The 16,850-nt window shown below is 65.3% G+C and carries 18 protein-coding genes and 1 pseudogene; 5 read left to right on the top strand and 14 right to left on the bottom strand.

The window, feature by feature from the left end:
* The 9 genes and pseudogenes from QWU11_RS34880 to QWU11_RS34840 form a co-directional block, all read right to left on the bottom strand.
* Window positions 1-1,035 (bottom strand): annotated as a pseudogene (locus QWU11_RS34880) (hypothetical protein); the annotation flags it as partial.
* Window positions 1,035-1,232, bottom strand: a complete 198-nt coding sequence (locus tag QWU11_RS34875; RefSeq protein WP_290118767.1) for a helix-turn-helix domain-containing protein — start codon at window positions 1,230-1,232, stop codon at window positions 1,035-1,037. The pseudogene QWU11_RS34880 and the gene QWU11_RS34875, both read right to left, overlap by 1 nt.
* Before the next feature lie 231 nt (window positions 1,233-1,463).
* Complete coding sequence (locus QWU11_RS34870) at window positions 1,464-3,446, bottom strand: DUF3987 domain-containing protein (protein ID WP_290118766.1); 1,983 nt, start codon at window positions 3,444-3,446, stop codon at window positions 1,464-1,466.
* A 210-nt stretch (window positions 3,447-3,656) separates the two neighbouring features.
* Window positions 3,657-5,867: a cell division protein FtsK gene (locus QWU11_RS34865; protein WP_290118765.1), complete on the bottom strand. Its 2,211-nt coding sequence runs from the start codon at window positions 5,865-5,867 to the stop codon at window positions 3,657-3,659.
* A 68-nt stretch (window positions 5,868-5,935) separates the two neighbouring features.
* Window positions 5,936-6,082, bottom strand: a complete 147-nt coding sequence (locus QWU11_RS34860; RefSeq protein WP_290118764.1) for a hypothetical protein — start codon at window positions 6,080-6,082, stop codon at window positions 5,936-5,938.
* A complete protein-coding gene (locus tag QWU11_RS34855; protein ID WP_290118763.1) occupies window positions 6,079-7,422 on the bottom strand; it encodes a DUF2637 domain-containing protein in 1,344 nt (447 codons plus the stop codon). The genes QWU11_RS34860 and QWU11_RS34855 overlap by 4 nt, the downstream gene beginning before the upstream one ends.
* Complete coding sequence (locus QWU11_RS34850; RefSeq protein ID WP_290118762.1) at window positions 7,419-7,616, bottom strand: hypothetical protein; 198 nt, start codon at window positions 7,614-7,616, stop codon at window positions 7,419-7,421. The genes QWU11_RS34855 and QWU11_RS34850 overlap by 4 nt, the downstream gene beginning before the upstream one ends.
* Before the next feature lie 39 nt (window positions 7,617-7,655).
* Complete coding sequence (locus tag QWU11_RS34845) at window positions 7,656-7,949, bottom strand: WhiB family transcriptional regulator (protein WP_290118761.1); 294 nt, start codon at window positions 7,947-7,949, stop codon at window positions 7,656-7,658.
* A gap of 93 nt (window positions 7,950-8,042) precedes the next feature.
* Window positions 8,043-8,195, bottom strand: a complete 153-nt coding sequence (locus tag QWU11_RS34840) for a hypothetical protein (protein WP_290118760.1) — start codon at window positions 8,193-8,195, stop codon at window positions 8,043-8,045.
* A 228-nt stretch (window positions 8,196-8,423) separates the two neighbouring features.
* On the opposite strand from QWU11_RS34840, the gene QWU11_RS34835 reads away from it, so the two are divergent.
* Both QWU11_RS34835 and QWU11_RS34830 read left to right on the top strand, forming a co-directional pair.
* Window positions 8,424-9,275 (top strand): GntR family transcriptional regulator, encoded by an 852-nt coding sequence (locus tag QWU11_RS34835; RefSeq protein WP_290118759.1) that lies wholly within the window; start codon window positions 8,424-8,426, stop codon window positions 9,273-9,275.
* Complete coding sequence (locus tag QWU11_RS34830; RefSeq protein WP_290118758.1) at window positions 9,272-9,793, top strand: guanylate kinase; 522 nt, start codon at window positions 9,272-9,274, stop codon at window positions 9,791-9,793. Before QWU11_RS34835 ends, QWU11_RS34830 begins: the two co-directional genes overlap by 4 nt.
* A gap of 15 nt (window positions 9,794-9,808) precedes the next feature.
* Here QWU11_RS34830 and QWU11_RS34825 read toward each other — a convergent pair whose 3' ends face one another.
* Window positions 9,809-10,303, bottom strand: a complete 495-nt coding sequence (locus QWU11_RS34825) for an NUDIX domain-containing protein (RefSeq protein ID WP_290118757.1) — start codon at window positions 10,301-10,303, stop codon at window positions 9,809-9,811.
* Window positions 10,300-11,037, bottom strand: a complete 738-nt coding sequence (locus QWU11_RS34820; RefSeq protein WP_290118756.1) for an XRE family transcriptional regulator — start codon at window positions 11,035-11,037, stop codon at window positions 10,300-10,302. The genes QWU11_RS34825 and QWU11_RS34820 overlap by 4 nt, the downstream gene beginning before the upstream one ends.
* Window positions 11,038-11,176: 139 nt before the next feature.
* Here QWU11_RS34820 and QWU11_RS34815 point away from each other — a divergent pair, with 139 nt between their 5' ends.
* From QWU11_RS34815 to QWU11_RS34805, 3 genes are read left to right on the top strand one after another with little or no spacing between them, the layout of a single operon-like run.
* A complete protein-coding gene (locus QWU11_RS34815; RefSeq protein WP_290118755.1) occupies window positions 11,177-11,509 on the top strand; it encodes a hypothetical protein in 333 nt (110 codons plus the stop codon).
* Window positions 11,506-11,661 carry a hypothetical protein gene (locus QWU11_RS34810; protein WP_290118754.1) on the top strand — a complete coding sequence of 52 codons (156 nt, stop codon included), beginning with the start codon at window positions 11,506-11,508 and terminating at the stop codon, window positions 11,659-11,661. Before QWU11_RS34815 ends, QWU11_RS34810 begins: the two co-directional genes overlap by 4 nt.
* Window positions 11,658-11,876, top strand: a complete 219-nt coding sequence (locus QWU11_RS34805) for a hypothetical protein (protein WP_290118753.1) — start codon at window positions 11,658-11,660, stop codon at window positions 11,874-11,876. The genes QWU11_RS34810 and QWU11_RS34805 overlap by 4 nt, the downstream gene beginning before the upstream one ends.
* Window positions 11,877-12,284: 408 nt before the next feature.
* Here the strand turns inward: QWU11_RS34805 and QWU11_RS34800 are convergent, their stop codons facing one another.
* The 3 genes from QWU11_RS34800 to QWU11_RS34790 all read right to left on the bottom strand — a co-directional run bounded on the left by QWU11_RS34800 (window position 12,285) and on the right by QWU11_RS34790 (window position 16,064).
* Window positions 12,285-13,187 (bottom strand): hypothetical protein, encoded by a 903-nt coding sequence (locus tag QWU11_RS34800; protein WP_290118752.1) that lies wholly within the window; start codon window positions 13,185-13,187, stop codon window positions 12,285-12,287.
* Window positions 13,188-13,438: 251 nt separating this feature from the next.
* A complete protein-coding gene (locus tag QWU11_RS34795; RefSeq protein WP_290118751.1) occupies window positions 13,439-14,491 on the bottom strand; it encodes a hypothetical protein in 1,053 nt (350 codons plus the stop codon).
* Window positions 14,492-15,314: 823 nt separating this feature from the next.
* On the bottom strand, window positions 15,315-16,064 hold the full coding sequence (locus QWU11_RS34790; RefSeq protein WP_290118750.1) for a hypothetical protein: 750 nt from the start codon (window positions 16,062-16,064) through the stop codon (window positions 15,315-15,317).
* Window positions 16,065-16,850: the final 786 nt, after the last annotated feature.

Raw genomic sequence — 16,850 nt, 5'->3', positions numbered from 1 at the left:
ACTGGGGGCGGACCTCACCGACCATGCGCACCGCACGCCGGCGCAGCTCCGGAGAGTAGGGGGACTTCGCTGCCATGTGCTCGATCTTCCCTTCTGATCGAGCCTCCAACAAACCCGGGACGGGTCAGTGGGTTCCTCCCATGTCCGATTGTCCTGGCTCAATGTCAGCGGAGGCAGGTCGATGTTCTCTCGGCGGAGGTTGACGGCTTCTTCTGGGCGGAGGCCGGCGTAGTACAGGACGGCGAAGAACGTGACCAGCCGTGGGCCGCTGGGTTCCTGCACGCGTACGGCGTCGAAGAGTCGTCGAGCCTGGGCATGGTTGACGACTGAGCGCCGATCTACCTCGGAAGACGTTTTGGGAGCCTTCCACTTGACGGCCTTGATGGGATTCTCGGTGAGCAGGCCGAGTTCGATCGCGTACTCGCACGCGTTGTGCAGGATCGCTCGGTTCCGTCGGACGGTGGAGGGTGCGGCCGGTTTACCGTCGAGGAGGGTTGCGGCGGCGTTGAGGACGGCGCGGGTCGTCTTGGCGTTCGTCAGGTCGGAGACGGGCTTGGTGTTGCGAGCGACCCACTTGAGCGTCCTAGCCGCCTCATCCGGGCACCGCTCACGGTTCTTTGTGTTGAACGCCCACTGCCGGAGCGCCGACCGGATCGCCTTGTCGGCAGGCTTCCCGCGTCCGCTGGCCAGCATCGCCGGCATGATGGTCACCAACGCCCAAGCCGTGTTGGCGCGGTGCTTGCCCGATGAGCCCTTCCATTTCATGTCCACGTAGGAAAGGCAGAAGTCGTACCACGTCATGTCGCTTTGCGTTCGACCCCAGGAGACCGGGCGTCCAGTAGTGACGTCGAACGCTTCGCCTTTCCGGGCAGCGCTTCGAAGTTCGGCTTCGAAGCTCGTCGCCTGAGCCTTATTCCGGAACTGTTCTCCCCATACCTTCGGGCCGGTCTTCCAGCGGGCGCGGTAGGTCGTGACCCTGCTGCCCTTGTAGACCTCGGTCTTGTAGATCCGGACATCGTAAGTGATGTTCTGCATCAGGCGGCGTCCTCTCGGGCGTTAAGCCAGCGGTCGAGTTCGGCTCGGCGGATGCGCAGGCTGCCGTTGGGCAGGGTGATGCAGCGGGGTGCTTTCTGTTTGGCTCGCCAGTCGTAGAAGGTCGATCGGGAGATGCCGAGTTCGGCGCACACTTCGGCGAGGGTGAGTTTGTCGTGAATGCGCTCGGCGGTCCTCATTGGCAAGCCCTCCGGGTGGTGCTGGTGCGATCAGAGGTGGAGGCGTTCGGTCGTCGTGGGTCGGTGACGGCGCGTGTCCGGCTCGGAGGACTGGTGGAGCGCGAGGCGCGTGCAGCATGTCAGCGAAATTCAGCAGAATTGTTTTTGCTGATTTGTGCTGACGTGCTGCGGGGCGTCTGGACGTGATGAGCTGTTCGCGGCGGTGACGGTCGGTGAGGTGCGCGGGGACGGTCACCGTGAGGTCTCCAGGGCGCTGGGGTGGAGTTCGTAGGTGGGTGCGGCTGGGCGTCCGCGTCCGGTGCGTGGTGGTGGTGGGAGGCGTCGGATCCAGCCGTGGCTTTCAAGGAGGCGCAGGCCGGGGTCCAGGTCGGTGACCTTCTTGAAACGGCGGAGGGCGGGGAGGATGTCGCGGGTGGTGAAGCGGGTCGTGGTGGTGTTACGCGCCCAGTCGAGGACCGCTTTGGCGTCGGCGGTGGCGGGGTCCGCGCCCATGGCGTCGTAGGCGGCTTTGGCGTGCTCGGTGAAGTAGTCCGCGATGTCGCGGGCGTCGGCGAACGTGTCGGTCGTGATGGGGGTGTCCCAGCCGTCGCGGAGGTTCTTCGCGAGGTGGAGGAGGCCGGCGATGCGTACGGTCGCGCCGGTGAGTTTGCCGCCCCAGTCGGTCATGTGGGCGAGGTCGCCGTCTGGGCGGAAGCGCGGTTCGATGTCGGCGAGGAGTCGCACGATGGCCGCTTGGGCTTCGTGGGTGAAGGTGAGCGTGGCCGGTTCGGACAGACGCGCCAGCGAGAGAATGAGCGTCTTCGCGTTGAACCGGTAGGTCGCTTCTTGGTCTTCCGGCATCGGGGCGGGCTGGTTGTTCCGGTAGCCCAGCAAGGATTCGGGGACGGAGAACAGCAGGCGTCCCAAGAGCCCCTGGTCGCGGAACTGTGGCGTAGCGCCGAGTTCGGCCAGGACGCCCGGTTGGGTGCAGATTCCGAGCGTGACGGTTGCGGCGTCGATCTGCTCGGACTCCCGACCCATCCGGTCAACGCGCATCTCTTCACCCGCGTGGCCCTTCTTCAGGACGGCGAAGTTCGGCGCTCCGGAGTAGCGGCCCGCGGCGATGGAGAAGACTTCCCCTTCGGGGGAGAGCACCGCCATGCGCCCGCCCTGCTCGTGCAGAAGCGAGGTGAGGACTTCGACGGTCGCGTCGTCGGAGAACAGGCGCGGGGTTGCGGGGACGATGGTGGCGTCGAGGTCGAGTTTGGCGCGGGTTGCTTCGGCGAGGGCGGCGTCTTTCTCGGCGGGGTGGAGGGCGTTCTCTGCCGCCTTGGCGGTCTTGTCGGCTTCGGCGTCGGCCATGCGGCGGCGGATGACCGCTTCGGCGATGACCGGTTCGGCGTCGGCGATCAGGGCCTTCTCGGCGGCTTTGATCGGGGCGCACATGGCCCGGTAGACCTCGGACTTGCGGTTGCCGGGTGGCAGGACGACGACCGTGAACAGGTTCGCCGGTTCCTGCCACGCGGGCGCCTGGACCCAGACCTTGCCGCCGGCCGCGACGGCGAGCACGGCCAGGGCGAGGCATCCGGCGAGATCGGCGGGGGTTTGGGTGACTTCGGCGAGGCTCGCGGCGTACTCCCCGATCCAGTCCGGCAGCGTCCACAGCGGGAAGGACGGCAGGCCGGTCGGGGTGGAGGTGAGGGGCGTCGGCTCGGCCCAGCCTCGCGCATCGGTCACCGCGACGGAGGCGAGTTCGGCGGCCACGGCGGCGCGCAGGTCGGCGGTGTTGCCCTGGGCGGGGGCGTCGTAGCCGAGTTGGCTAAGGCGAGTGCCGGTCTCGATGACGCGACGTGCGTAGGCCAGGTCTCGTACGAGTTGGGCGTAGTAGCCGGCGTTCGCGGCGGTCGGGACGACGCTCACGAGGGTGTGCAGGTATGGAGCGCCGCCGGACTTGATCAGGTCCTTGCCGAGGGCGGCGGCGACCGGAATGGCGTGGAACGGGTCGCCATGGTCGGCGAGGCCCGTGATGGTCTCCCAGATCCGTACGTGCGCGGGCCGGAAGAACTCACTGCCGTCGAGCAGCTCCCGGACTTCGGTGAGTACGGGCGGGGCGAGCATCACGGCACCGAGCACGACCTGTTCGGCCTCGATGTTGTGCGGCAGCACGCGGCCCGGCTCGGCGTCGCCGGAGTCCTCGTCGCCGTCGACCAGGTGGAGCGCGGTGGGCTTGGTCATGCGGTGAACCTCTGATCGGGGAGGGCGTGGCGGGTCATGATGGGAGGGCCTCCGGTTCGGTTGGGGGTTGCGGCCCGGCGTCGTGCGTGGTGGCTGTGCGCCGGGCCGCCCGCCGCATCCGAGGGCGGGGCGAAACCCGTAATCGGGCTGTTCAGCGCCGGGTTTTGGCGATACCAGGCCCGAAACCGGTTTCGGGGGCGGTGGAACCGCTCAGTCCTCGTCCGGGTCCTCGAAGACCTCTTCTGAGCGCTGGGGAAGGTCGTCGTAGCGCAGGCCCTTGCCGCCGCCTCCGTCGCCGCGCTTGTTGATCTGGCGCGTCCGGACGCCGTAGGGCTTGAGGGCGTTCGACAGGGCGGTGGAGCGAGTGGCGCGTACGTCTCGAAGGTCGTCTTCGGTCATCGCCGTGGTGGGCTTGTCGGTCTTGACCCACGCGTCGTACAGGTCGGGCCGGTAGGCGGCGAGGGCCTCGACGAGCCGGTGTGAGTGCATGGTGTCCTCCCCGCTCGGCCAGACGGCGCGCAGGTGGTCAACCAGGTCACTCGCGTCCACTTCGGCGATGGTCTCGCCTGCGGCTTCGCCGGACAGGGTGCCGGCGGCGGTGCGCAGGGCGAGCGCGCGTCGTCCGATCGCGAAGGCTTCGTCTTGGGTGATGAACGCCGCTCGTACGATCTCGGTGTCCAGCGCCGAGCGTGCGAGCCAGCCGGTACCGGCGTCCTTGCGCGGGTCGAACATCGTCGCCCGGATGCCGCGCTGGTACATCGAGGTGCCAAGGATCAGGTCGTTCGCGGTGTGGCTGGCCACGGCGAGGCAGAACCGCAGCATGGCGTTGTCGGAGACGCCCTTGGGGATCGACTTGGCGTCCGGGCGCTGGGTGGTGAAGACCAGGATGATGCCGTACGCGCGGGCCTTGCGGATGAGGCGTCCGGCGATCTCGCCCGCGAGCTTGCCGTACTTCTCGTGCTCGAACAGGGTGTGCGCCTCATCGAAGATGGCGAGCAGCGGGTGCAGGCCCAGGTTCTTGCGGGCGGCAAGGTGCGGGTACACCTTCCGGCCGTTCGGTACTTCGGAGACGGGCAGGTCGGCGACGACCTTCTTGCGGCGCTTCAGCTCACGCTCAAGGGCCTTGAGGCCGTCGAGGGCGGCCTTGCAGTGCTCGTCGTCGTCCCCGCTGACGTAGCGGTGGCAGATCGGTTTGAGGCCCTCCAGGTCACCGGAGCCTTTCAGCTCATAGATCCACTCCTCGCACGTCACATCGAGCGCGCCGGCGGCGGCGATGGCGAGGACCGCGCTGGTCTTTCCCGAGCCGGGGACGCCGCCCATGATGAGGTTGCTGTACATCAGCGGGACCGTGACGAGCCGCCCGCGCGGGTCGAACCCGAACGGGACCGGTTCGAACAGGTCAGCCGTACCGGTTCGCAGCAGCGGCCACAGGCGCCGGGGAGTCTTGGCGGGGTCCTGCTTGGCCACCCACAACACCAGCCGTCCGGGGTGGGCGTCGGTGTCGGTGCCGGGCCACACGGTGCCCAGCGGGCGGCGCATCGCGCCGGCCAGCTCGGCGCGCTTCTCCAGGACCGTGGTGGCGAGCGCGCCGGGCGGTAGGTCGATCTCGGCTCGCCAGCCGGGGCCGTCGGTCTGGATCGGCTCGGGCCAGTCGACATCGCCCTTGACCCCGATCGCCACAAGGGCGGCCTCGACTTCGGGTGAGGCGAGCGGGCGCATGACGTGCACCGAGACGTACCGCTGAACGATCGGCTTGTCCGGGTCCCTGCCTGCCACACCGAGCAGCGAGGCCACGCCGGCCGCGACGGCGGCGAACGCCCAGCCGGGCAGGAGCACGGCCGCCGCCATGATGAGGAACCCGACCGGGACGGCCACCACGATGGAGACGCGCTTGCGCGGGCCGGTGCGCTTGGTCTGGATCGCGGACAGGTGCATCCAGGCGGCGGGGTCGGCGTTCGCGGCGGCTTTGGCCACGACCGGGCGGGCTTCGGCGTCGGTCACCCACAACCACCACCGGCGCGTCAGCCGCGCCGTGCCGCGCGGCGATCGGGACATCAGCCGGAGCAGGTACACGGGCGTACGGGCCGCGTGGAAGCCGGCCACGTGGCGGAAGTAGCGGGCGACGAAGCGCGCGTTCTCGGAGAACTCGCGGCGGTCGAGCAGGTACGAGGGGATGACCGCCGGAGCGGACTCCAGGTAGGTGCGGCGGGCCGACAGCCACCCGTCGCCCGGCGTACGGGAAACCGGCTCGTCGACCAGGACGTCTGCCGAGTCCTCGCCGATCACCTCGGCGTCGATGACCTCGCCGTCCAAGACCGGTCCACCGGGGCCGGGGAACGGCACGATCTGCGCGTCGACGGGTTCGGAGTCCTCGCGGTACTTCGGGGTCTGGCTCATGCTGGAGATCTCCAGGTGTCGCATCTGGGGAGCGGGCGGCGGCGTGTCTTGGCGGATGGGCCGCCGCCCGCGCTGAGCTTCGAGGGGCCGGGTCAGTCGGTGTGAAGCTGGTCGAACAGGTCGGCGTGGTCGAGGCAGACCGGTATCCCGTCGCGGTCCTCGGTGCCGTACTGGCGGCAGGGCGAGGCCGCGGACATGAGGCGCTGGTGTTCGCAGCGCGCCCGATGGCTGTGTGTCATGCCGCGCCCCCGTCCGCGATGGCCCGTAGGTGCCGCTTGATGGTGGTCACGCCCAGGTCGAGCGCCTCGGCGATCTGCTTCGGCTTGTGGTCGGGGTGGGCGGCGAGGTGATCGGCGATGCGCTGGCGGGTCTGGGCACCCTTGGCGCGGCGTGCCTCGGCCCCTGACCGTGACCGCGCGGTGTGGCCCGTATGGTCGAGGCGGTCATTTCGCTGCTTGGCCCGGATCTGGTCCGCCTCCGGCGACGGGAAGTCGCGCGAGCCGCCGGCAGGCTTGGCGGCCCCGTCCGAGCCGTCCATGTCCGGATCGTGGAGGGGCGATGTGGACCCCGCGTCTGGCGGTTCACGATCGGCAAGCCACGCCTCGACCTCGTCGGCCAGCGCCGTTTCCAAGATGGCCGCGTCCCGCTCGGCGTCGGTCGGTTCGACGTCGGTACGGACGATCACACCGTCCTTGATCGCCAGGTTGCCCGCGCCGGCCGCGTCGCGGTCGGCGCGCTGTTGGCGGGAGAGGATCTTGCGGGCCGTACGGCGAGCGCGGCGGGTGGCCTCCGGCCCGACGCCGTACCGGTCGATCCACGCAGCGCGCCACGCCTCGTCAGCGGCGACGCCCCGCGCGGCGGAGATCGCCGCCGCCTGCGCGCTAAGCCGGGGGAAGCGCACACGCCGGATGAGAGCCTGACGCGTCTGCGCGGCGGTACGAGCGCGCTGCTTCCGCTGCTTGAGCGCGACCGTCAGCTCAAGCAACGCGATGCCCAGCAGAGATGTCAGGCCGAGTGCGACACCGACCTGATAGTCGGTCACTGCGAGGTGGTGAAGGCTGTGTCCGGCGGAGGTGAGCCCGTGCCAGACGTTCAGGCAGGAGGCGATACCCGCCTGAATCCAGGTCATCGCCCGGTACCGGCCGGCGGGCTGGTCGGCCTCGATCGCCTCGTGCGCCAGACGCGCCGAGTACAGAACCGAGCCCTCCAGGGCGACGGGGAGCAGCGGGGCCAGCACGCCCAGGTGCATGACCTGACGGCCGAACTCGTACTGTCCGTTCCAGGCGATGACCGCCGGAGCGCCGATCGCCAGGACGGGCAGTCCCCACCGTCGTCCTGCCGCCGTGCCGGCCCGCCATGCGTCCGTACGGCGCTGCCGACGTCGGTTCGCGCGTTCGGTCGCCTGCCGGTGACGTTCGGCCCTCTCCTCCTGCCGCCGCGTCGCGCGCTCGTCGTCGCGCCGGTTCTCGGCGGTCTTCCGTGCGAGTTCGTTCTGTACGCGGAGGGCTTCGGCCTGCGCCGCAGCGAGATCGGCCTTGCCCTGCGCCTCGATGCGCTCCGCCTTGGCATCCCAGGTCATCGGCGCGCCTCCCGAGCGGTCGCGGTGGAGGGGGTGAGCGGACGAGCGGCCAGTACGGCTGCCTTGTCCAGGGCGAGCGCGGAGAGCGCGAGCGGGAGCGCCACCAGGCGCAACAGGGCGACGGTCAGGGCGAGCACCAGGACGCACAGCACGGAGGCGACTCCGGCCCGCTGAATCAACTGGGTCGTACTCATCAGGGGTCTCCCTCTCTGAAAGTCGAGTGGTTCGGCGCGTCAGGCGACTCGCGCGGCCACGGTCAGCACCGCGATTTCCTGCGCCGTACGGCCGGCCCAGACGCCGCGCTCGGGGCGGACACGGGCCGCGTACTCGTCGCACATCGCCCGGACCGGGCAGGACGCGCAGACCTCTTTGGCCACGTCTTCGCGGGCCGCGCGAGCCTCCGCCGGCTCGATCGTCGTCCAGGGGTCAGGCCCGTCGTGCAACTCGGGATCGAACACGCACTCAGCGCCCGAGAGACGCTCGTTGACCAGGTCCGACAGAGCGAGAGTGCTCGGGTGGATGCTCATTGCAGGTACCTCCGTGAGGGGCGTTCGGTGGGGGCGTGGTCCTGACGCCGCAGGAGTGGGTGACTGTGCGCCAGGACCACGAGGCGAGAGGGGCTACAGGCCGACGTTCAGCGAGGACGCGAACTGATTGATCCCGGAGACGACGTGGTTGACCAGGTGGGCCGCGCCGGCGGGGTTCTTGAAGACGACGATCGCGACGACGACGGCCATGACGTAGTTGGGCCACTTCTTCGGCTGCGTGAGCACGACTGAACCTCCTGCATCGGGGGTGCCTCGGACCGCCGGACTCGTCCGGTTAGGCCGCTGAGGTGGTGCAATGCGAGGAAGCTAACAGTTGTTAGCTCTAAGGGTCAACTGTTAGAAGGATCTTGGAGCTAAAAAGGTCGCTGATCTGGGAATATCTCCGGAGCTGCCTGTTAGGTAACTGGTAGGCTCCATGTCCAGAGCCCCTGCCGTCGAGTGCGAGGAAGCCTCATGACGACCCCCCGATCGCGCCTGGTCCGCTCGGAGTCGCTCCACCTGCAAGTGGCCCGCAACATCCGCAACGACATCGAGGCGGGTGTACTCCGGGACGGAGACGTCCTCCCGTCCACGCGCGACCTCGCCGAGCAGTGGGGGGTCAGCGTCTTCACGATCACCGAGGCCATGAAGGTGCTCGCAGACGAGGGGCTCGTCGTCAGCAAGTCGCGATCAAAGCGGGTCGTACAGTCCGACCTCTCGCGCGAGAAGAGGATCCGGCCGCCGAGTCCGCACGTCATCCTCATCGGCGGTTACGCGGGCAGCGGGAAGACCGAGCTTGGCCGCATCCTCGCCCGCGAAACCGGATGGCCGATGCTCGACAAGGACACACTGACCCGCCCCGTGGTCGAAGTCGCGCTCGAACTGCTGGGCAAGTCCCCTCACGATCGCGAGTCGGACACCTACGTCCAAGGCATCCGCCCGCGCGAATACGAATCGCTCATCGCCGCGGCGAACGAGAACCTCGAATGCGGGAACAGCGTCATCCTGACCGCCCCATTCATCCGCGAACTCAACGATCCCGCCTGGATCAAACGAACGCAGGCGGGTTTCACAGCGCTGCGCGCGGACGTGCACCTCGTCTGGGTCTATTGCGACGTAGAGACGATGCAGACCTACATTCGCCGCCGTGGGGCCGCCCGAGATGCGTCAAAGCTCGCCGACTGGGCCGGCTACGTGGCAGGCATCGACGTGGACTTCCGGCCGGCCGCGCCGTACGCGCTCATCGACAACCGCGCGTCGAGTGAACCTCTCCAGTCGCAGGCAAAGGAGATGCTCCGGAAGGCCCTCGGAGGAGAGGACGAATGACGCGAGGAGTGATCCTCTACGGCCCTCCTGCCGCCGGCAAGGACACGATCACCGAGGCGCTGCACAGGCTGGACCCCCGGTACGGCCTGTTCCGTCGCCTCAAGGCGGGCGCCGGGAAGACCGCGGGCTACCGGATGACTTCACGCGCCGCACTCGGTGAGCTTCGCGAGAGTGGTGCTCTCATCTGGGAGAACAGCCGCTATGACGCCGTCTACGCTGTAGATCGGCCGGCCTTGTTGGACCACCTGGCCGCCGGGTACCCGGTGCTGCACCTCGGCCAGGTCGAGGCGATCGACGCCGTGATCAAGGCAATGCCAGACGCGAACTGGATGGTTGTCTACGTCTGGTGTCCACGAGACATCGCTGAAAAGCGCCTCACGGCGCGCAACCCCGTAGACGTCGAGGACCGGCTAAAAGCGTGGGACCAGACCGTGCCTATCGAGGGCGCTGACCTGACGATCGATACCGCCGAGACTGCTCCCGACAATGCCGCTGAAGGGATACACGGATTGTTCTAACCGGGCGCGCATCGGTTAATCGACGTGTGGTGTATCGGTGTTAAGCCCGTGGTCTATGCGTCGGCGCAACGCAGGATGTATTTCGTACTTGTCTAGGTCTCCAGGGTCAATCCAACGGACTGCGGAAGCCTCATCCGTCGTAGTCAACTCGCCACCGACCGGGCGGGCATGGAGGCAAACGTTCACGGGCTGCCGAACCTCTTTGACCTTCTCGCCCTTGCGGTACTCGATGACGTGGTCCGGGGTCGTGAACACGCCCACCAGACCCGTCACTTCGATGTTGACACCGGTTTCTTCGCGGCATTCCCGGATGCCGCACTCGGTGATCGTTTCGCCCTTCTTCAGACCACCGGTGGGAATCGTCCACAGGTCGTTATCCGGTCGCCGTAGCAGCAGCACACGGCCGCTCTCGTCGCGCACCAGGACGCTCGCTGAGGGCTTACGGCTCGTCGGCTTAGGGGCGTCCGGGTCCTGCCAGTGGTCGACGCGTCGTGTCTTCTTGGGGCTCACGTCTCGTCCTCGCCGTCGAGGGGCCGGGCTGAGGCCCATACCCGCTCGAAGCTCTCCAAATAGGTCTGGAAGTAGGCACCATCAACCCGGCGGATATGCATCGTCGGTGTGTGCGCGGCGAGCAGGCCGTACACGTGGGTGTTGACGATCATGTCGTCGTCGAACCGGTACACCGAGTTGTACAGGGGCGTGTCGTGCAGGCGGATTGCAGCGACGCCGGCGAGCGGCCGGTAATAGGACAGGACGGCGGACACGCGGCCGGCGACGCCACCGCCGATCTCCTTCTCGGCGTCGCGGTAGGCGAGTTGCTTACCGGCTGGGTCACCGATCAGGATCCGCACCCGCGCACCCGACTCGGCGCGTGCCCGCAACGTCGGGATCCAGTCGGGATGCTCCTCGGTGAGGAACAGGCCGGCGAAGGCGAGGTAGTCCACGTTCCGGTCGGCCTGGCGCAGTAGCTCCGTCCACAGATGCCGGGGTACGTCGCTACGGCGCGGCCACGTCGTGACCAGCTCAGCGCCCGCGAGAGATGCGTGATCGACAGCTTGCGGCCACAGGTATGACTCGTCCTCATGGAGGATCGCAGCGACCCGGAAGCGCGTCCGTGAGTACGGGACGACGTCACCGCGGATCCAGCGCTCGACGCTCTTGCTGCTGACTTCCGTGGCTTCGGCCAGAGTCCCGACGTCGAAGCCGGCCCGAAGCACAGCACGGCGAAGCCGTTCGTTCGTCATGTTCGGCAGCGTCCCACCTCCGGACACCCCTCGACATAGGCATGTCCGCTAGGTGTCGGTAGATGTCCGGCGATGTCATCGCCCTGACCTGCTGGGCCGCCAAAGCTTGTTACGCACAGGCAAGCGAACGGAGCACCCCGTGCATGCGACGACCGAACTGACCAAGGAAGACCAAGCGCGAGCAGTCGCCCGCCTGCACGACTTAGAGACGGTTCTGATCGCCCACGGCTTCACCGTTGAGGTCGAGGCCAAGTTCTGGCAGATCCTCGTGTGCGCCGCCGCAGAGAAACTCGTGCCGGTGCGGTCACAACGGGTCCAACTCGGCCCCGACCCGGCTGGGGCGCTCAACTGGTACTTCGTCTTTCCCGTGGCCGCTGATGAACTCCCGCAGCTTGAGCTGATCTGCTCGGAAGACGCGATCCCCGAAGCTGTCGAGATCATCGCCGACGCGATGGGGCGGGTCACCCGATGAGCGAGAACAGCGGCAACGGTGCGTTCGGCGGCGGCTGGCACGACGACCCGCTTGGCAAGCCCATGAAGTCCCTGGCGAAGCCGGCCACTCCTCCGGCGGACGCCGACCTGGAGCCGGACGCAGAAGACGGCAACGCCTCGGAGGAGTTGTGAGCCCCTCCAAGCCCGTACTCGTCGGCTATGACGTCGACTGGGATCCCGGGAGACGACAGTGGCGCGCGTCGAAAAGCGGCGTCGTCTTGTACGGCAAGAATCAGCGAGAACTCGAACTGAGACGCAACCAGCGAGCCATGCTGATCGCGGATGACCTCGCGGAGATCTGCCGGTACGCGATGGCGAATGGCTACACGCCACCACGGCGACAGTGAGAGCCCTCCGCACGGTCAGACGCAGCTCGTCCCTCCATGACGCTGCTCACGATCGTGCGGGGCCAGACCGCCCCGGATAACGCGTTTCAGATCCGTTGTCCGGGGACGGAGCGGAGCCCGCCGGCGGCATTAGGCCGTCCCCCCGAGTTGGCCCCAACCACTTTCTCCCCGGGGCACCACCACCGCCGGCGGGCTCTGCCGCCAAGAAACAACAAGTAATAAGGAGGCGCCAGGACAAAGTACTGGCGTAAAGCAGCCGCAGTGAGAACGACGGCAACTGCGTTGAAGTCAGGATCGAGCACTAGCCGCTGGCACGATATGGGGCAGCGAAAGTGGTGCGCTTCTAAACGACCCTTCCTCACCGCCGACCGAGGAGGGTTAAGTCGCGCCCCCACTCCTCAAGTCAGCTCATTTCGGAGCCACCCACGGCAACTCTTCATCGCCCCAGACAATGAAACCGGGAGTCCCCCATTGGTGAATCAGGATACCTCGTATGTGCATCGGCTTCTTTGGTAGAATATCGATACCTTGCTGTGCTGCCTCCTGAAGCAGTTGGAATATTCCGCTATCGGCAGGACATGTATAACCGCGACCGTCGGGCAGGCCGCATGTGATTACTAAGATCTCATTTCCTGCCTTATCCTTAGCCGCAATACGAACACCGAGAGCTTCGATGGCCTCGGACAAGAAGACCTTGCCCTGTGTAGAAGCAGAAATCAGGATTTGATCGCTGCCGGAATTATTATTGGCAACAATATGGAATGGTCCATAGTTGCCATAGAATCCAGATTCGCCAAGTTCCTTGGGAAGCTCCGAACTGGACTCAAGTCCCTGGCCTACGTATCCCTTGTCTATCGAGAGTGTTCTCTCCAGATCATCCAGCATGGAGGTTGTCGTCTTCGGAAGCGAAGCGCGAGGGTCCGCGAAAAGCAACACAAGCCGGCCCCGTAGATGCGGAAACTCGTCAGATTTGGCTAGAATGCGATCGTGTAGCTTTCTTCCAAAAGCACGTATCGATGCGAGTTGACTCCGCAAATTTTGAACCGTTAATTCAGTAAGCTCCGTACCCCACTTGCGGTCCCCGCTGCTCAACCATCGATCTGGCGGGTCGTCCCCATAATCCACATTAAGTGGATGCCGAACGATCCCATTGAGTCCAAGAGCATAAAGAGCCCCCCAAATCTGTATGTCCTCACGCCGATCCTTGCTGAGGGAACCGGAGATGATCGGTACATCCAGCGGTCCTGCTGTAAGTAGAAAGAAAGGATCTTGGCTCGCGCCCTCTGTGTGGCCACCAAGTCCGATGATCACATTGACCTCCCTGCAGCACAATGACGTTGAGGTTCAGCCTATCCACGCTAGCCACCGACGTGTTAGCGCTAATCGGCCAAAATCCTGCGTGACAGTGCCAACTTTGCGCTCGCCCACGCTCTGCTCCGAGGCGAGCAGGTGCCAGCCCGTCGCACACCAGGCGGCTAGGCCTCACTCACGCGCAAGTCTTGAACCGCACTCGCGCGGAAGGTGCCGTCAAGCGGACATTGACCTCTAACCCTGGCGCTGCGCTATTGAGGAGGCTCCCACGGGTTAGCGGACAGCACTTCGTCGATTGCAGGCGCCGCTGGCGCCTCATTGTGCTCTATAAGATAGTCGATGCGTTCTCGAATAACTTTATCGATATAAGATTTGATGGCGTCTTGCAGCTCATCTTCTGTATTCGGTAGTAGATCCGGATCAAGAAACTCCGCTTGATTGCAAAGGGCAAGCCTAGTGTCAGCTACCGCCATATCCGCTTCGGGAGTGCCGCCTCGTTGCCAACGCCCATTTGCTTCTTGCCGGTATCCGAACAATTCGAGAAAGCCAACAGCATGATTTTCGGTGACTCCGAGAAACCTCATCACTTGCGCAGTGGTCCATTGATTGCATCCCAGCAGGACGCGAATATCGTCGGGAGTGACTTGTCGTGCACTTAGCCCAACGGCCTCTGCCTCTGCGATCTGACGGCCTCGGGTAACTCGTTGATACGCTTTTGCGACCAGAACATTGGTTGCCTGGATAGCGCCAGGCAGTGAATAAGCGGTGCAAATCGTGTTCAGGGTACTGAGGAATGTCTCCCAAGCCTCAAGTCCGCCACCACCGGGAGGCCCGGGGAGTAGGTACAGACTCTTCGGGTCTCCTCGAATAAGCCCCAAATCTACCGCATCGACCAGCTGCTCGAACGTCACATCGGAGAAATATGCATGTGACTCGATTAAGCCGTTTTGGTCTGTAACTAGCATTCTCCCAAGCCGCAAAGGTGGCGCGTCGCCATATTGCCCTATCGCGATGAATTCGCAGAGGCCGGCCATAGAGGGTAGCGCTCCGTCTCGCTTCATAAAGAAATCGCGAGCTTGCTCATTAAGCGTTAATCCAAGAGAAGGAAGTGCGCGGTCGATGATCTCGGCGAGCGTTTCAGATGAGCGCGCCTCGACGGTGACCGTGGGAGTCCCAGACACATCAGTCTCGGGTCCGCTGCATATTTCGAAGAGCTCGGGAAACGGATCTCCCAGAAGACCGACTTTGACCTCAATTATGTCCACTAGTGCATTTCCTGCCTTATTCTTGATTCGATGGCACATCAATCATTGATAAACGCCGTTCGAGAATCCTCGCCCTCGCTGATCACTCCCTCGTTCTTCTGCTGACGATCGGTCCGCTTTGATTCTGCCTTGTTGGACGCACTGCTAGCCGCGACGGTTGCCTGTTGTTCATGCAGCCCGGGGATTTCGCAAAGAGTCATGAGCCGTCCAAAATGTCATGTTTTGCCAGTCTTTGCAGTGTCAAGTAGCGATGGACGAAGCGGTTGTACAGAGTAAGATACCGAACGGGGCAATATGGGGCAGGAAGTAAGCGACCAAGCTGTTGCGCTGGTCACGGAAATCCAAGGAACTAGCTCCAGCATGTGGGTTGCGGGGTTCGATCACGCCGGGGGCCGTTGTGCTGGGTTTGACTGTCCATGTGCCAAATACGTGCCAAAGTCGCTTTGCTCTGTGACGAACCCTGACATATAAGGCCAGGTCAGGCACGGCAAGCCGTGGCAATGGATACTCTCACTGAAAAGCGGAAGGTCGGCGGTTCGACCCCGCCCCTGCCCACCTCTCTGACCTGCAAGAACAGCCCCGAGACGTCGCGTCTCGGGGCTGCTTTATGACAGCAAACGCCGCAGCGAACGACCGTCCGCCTTCGCGTCCACGATCAGCGCGACGCAAAGGGCCAGGCGGGCGGCCTGCTCGCTTGTGGACGTTCGTGACCGCCTTATGGCTCAGGGGGCGAAATTCTTTGTGTTGCGGTCTCGCTGCGATCCGGATCAACACGAGGCAGCTGTGCGAGGACGGGTAGCGATCCTGTTGGCTGACCTGGGCTTAATTTCCGGCTGCCCGGGTTGGTTTGATGGCTGAGCGCTTAGGCGAGGCCGAGTGTGGCGCTGGTCCAGCCGAGAGCCTCCGGTGTGTGCCAGTTGGGCCGGCTGCGGATCCCGTCCTGGGCGAGTCGGCGTCCCTCGTCGAAGGCTGCTCGTTGTTTCGGCTCGAGGGCCACGACTCGGTCGATGAGCAGTCGGGCCTGCTCAGGTTCGTTGTGGACGACCAGGAACTCAATCAGGTCGGTCGCGTACGCGAACGGCCCCAGCAGCGCCTCAGGGACGGCGTGTGTCAACTGCTTCGGATTTCTGGTGCTGGCGAACCAGGGCAAGACGATCTCTCTGATCTGGTCACACAGAGCGCCCAGACAAGCGAGGCGACGCTCTGGCCTGGTCAAGATCACTTTGTTGTTGAAGCCGACCCGCGCGAGGTCGTAACAGCTGGTGTAGCAGACGATGCCGAGCGCACTGTCCGCGCGGACGACGGTCCGGGGATGGTTGGTGAAGCGCCACTCTTCCAGCAGGGCGTCATCGACGCGCAGCTGACCGATGGCGAACTCGATGAGTTGTCCGGCCCTATTGCGATAGCTGGGCTCCAGGCTCATTCGCTCCCATCGCCCCGCGTCATCCCGCCGCTCCAGGCTTTTGCGGGACTTGATCCATCGGAACCCGTCGGATGCGAACTCTTCAGCCATGCACAGCGCCGCGGTCTGGAACACTTCGCCGGGCCGATCAGCCTGAATGAGCGACGCCGTCAGCTCGTTACTCCACCGAGCTCCCGTAGGTGCGTTCACGTCCATAGCATGTCGGACCGGTGTCAAGCGGCCAGCGCCGGGCCGTCGTTCAGAGGGTTCATGGGCCCTGTCGGGGTGAACCGGGGGAGTGCGGCGGTATGCAACCACCGCGGCTCTGGCCCGCAGCGAGCCGAGGCAAAGCCGGGTCCATACGGAAGACATATGCCACGTTGCCAAGTCCGGCACGCTGGATCAGCGCACGTCGACAGCTTCCGCAACGGCGGCCCGGCTGATAGCAACGATGACAGCAACGGTAGCCACCACCGACGACCGTGGACGCACGTCGACCACCGTCTGACCTGGGCCCGGGCACCGTCAGCAGGGGTGATGTCACTTCTGAAAAGCGGTAGGTCGGCGGTTCGGCCCCGCCCCTGCCCACCGCCTCTGAACAGCCAAGACGCCCCGGAGCCATCAGGCCCGGGGCGTTTTTGACGGCAACGGTGACGGCGCCGCGGTTGACCTTGTCTCGCCTCATCCGCCGGCGCCCCAGCCGCCGAACCACGGAGATAACGTCACCGGTCCGACCGGGGCGCCTGGCTGGCTGGACTAATTACTAGCCGGGCCTCAGCCGGCGGCAGCCGCCAGATGAAGCGCTGGCGTCGCGACTCCTTCATAATCTTTGGGCTGCTGCACTTCCCGCTCGCCGCGAAGTGAGAGCAGTCGATCTACGCCTGAATTTACGCGCTTCCGTGCGTGGGGCAAGTCGGGCAAACTGGGCCCGTCGCCACCTAGTGACACCTAGTTACTTCGAGAGGAATCGGTTGCCAGCGACCACTAACGGAACGG

The sequence above is a fragment of the Actinomadura sp. DC4 genome (assembly GCF_030406325.1).
Lineage (GTDB): Bacteria > Actinomycetota > Actinomycetes > Streptosporangiales > Streptosporangiaceae > Actinoallomurus.
Note: the sequence above shows the minus strand (reverse complement) of the source record. Positions and strands in the feature narration are given on the sequence as shown.

Coding starts and splice junctions, on each gene's coding strand:
- QWU11_RS34870 (WP_290118766.1), bottom strand. CDS start 3,446: ATGACCAAGCCCACCGCGCTCCACCTGGTCGACGGCGACGAGGACTCC.
- QWU11_RS34835 (WP_290118759.1), top strand. CDS start 8,424: ATGACGACCCCCCGATCGCGCCTGGTCCGCTCGGAGTCGCTCCACCTG.
- QWU11_RS34810 (WP_290118754.1), top strand. CDS start 11,506: ATGAGCGAGAACAGCGGCAACGGTGCGTTCGGCGGCGGCTGGCACGAC.
- QWU11_RS34845 (WP_290118761.1), bottom strand. CDS start 7,949: ATGAGCATCCACCCGAGCACTCTCGCTCTGTCGGACCTGGTCAACGAG.
- QWU11_RS34820 (WP_290118756.1), bottom strand. CDS start 11,037: ATGACGAACGAACGGCTTCGCCGTGCTGTGCTTCGGGCCGGCTTCGAC.
- QWU11_RS34875 (WP_290118767.1), bottom strand. CDS start 1,232: ATGAGGACCGCCGAGCGCATTCACGACAAACTCACCCTCGCCGAAGTG.
- QWU11_RS34855 (WP_290118763.1), bottom strand. CDS start 7,422: ATGACCTGGGATGCCAAGGCGGAGCGCATCGAGGCGCAGGGCAAGGCC.
- QWU11_RS34795 (WP_290118751.1), bottom strand. CDS start 14,491: ATGTGCCATCGAATCAAGAATAAGGCAGGAAATGCACTAGTGGACATA.
- QWU11_RS34830 (WP_290118758.1), top strand. CDS start 9,272: ATGACGCGAGGAGTGATCCTCTACGGCCCTCCTGCCGCCGGCAAGGAC.
- QWU11_RS34865 (WP_290118765.1), bottom strand. CDS start 5,867: ATGCGACACCTGGAGATCTCCAGCATGAGCCAGACCCCGAAGTACCGC.
- QWU11_RS34860 (WP_290118764.1), bottom strand. CDS start 6,082: ATGACACACAGCCATCGGGCGCGCTGCGAACACCAGCGCCTCATGTCC.
- QWU11_RS34850 (WP_290118762.1), bottom strand. CDS start 7,616: ATGAGTACGACCCAGTTGATTCAGCGGGCCGGAGTCGCCTCCGTGCTG.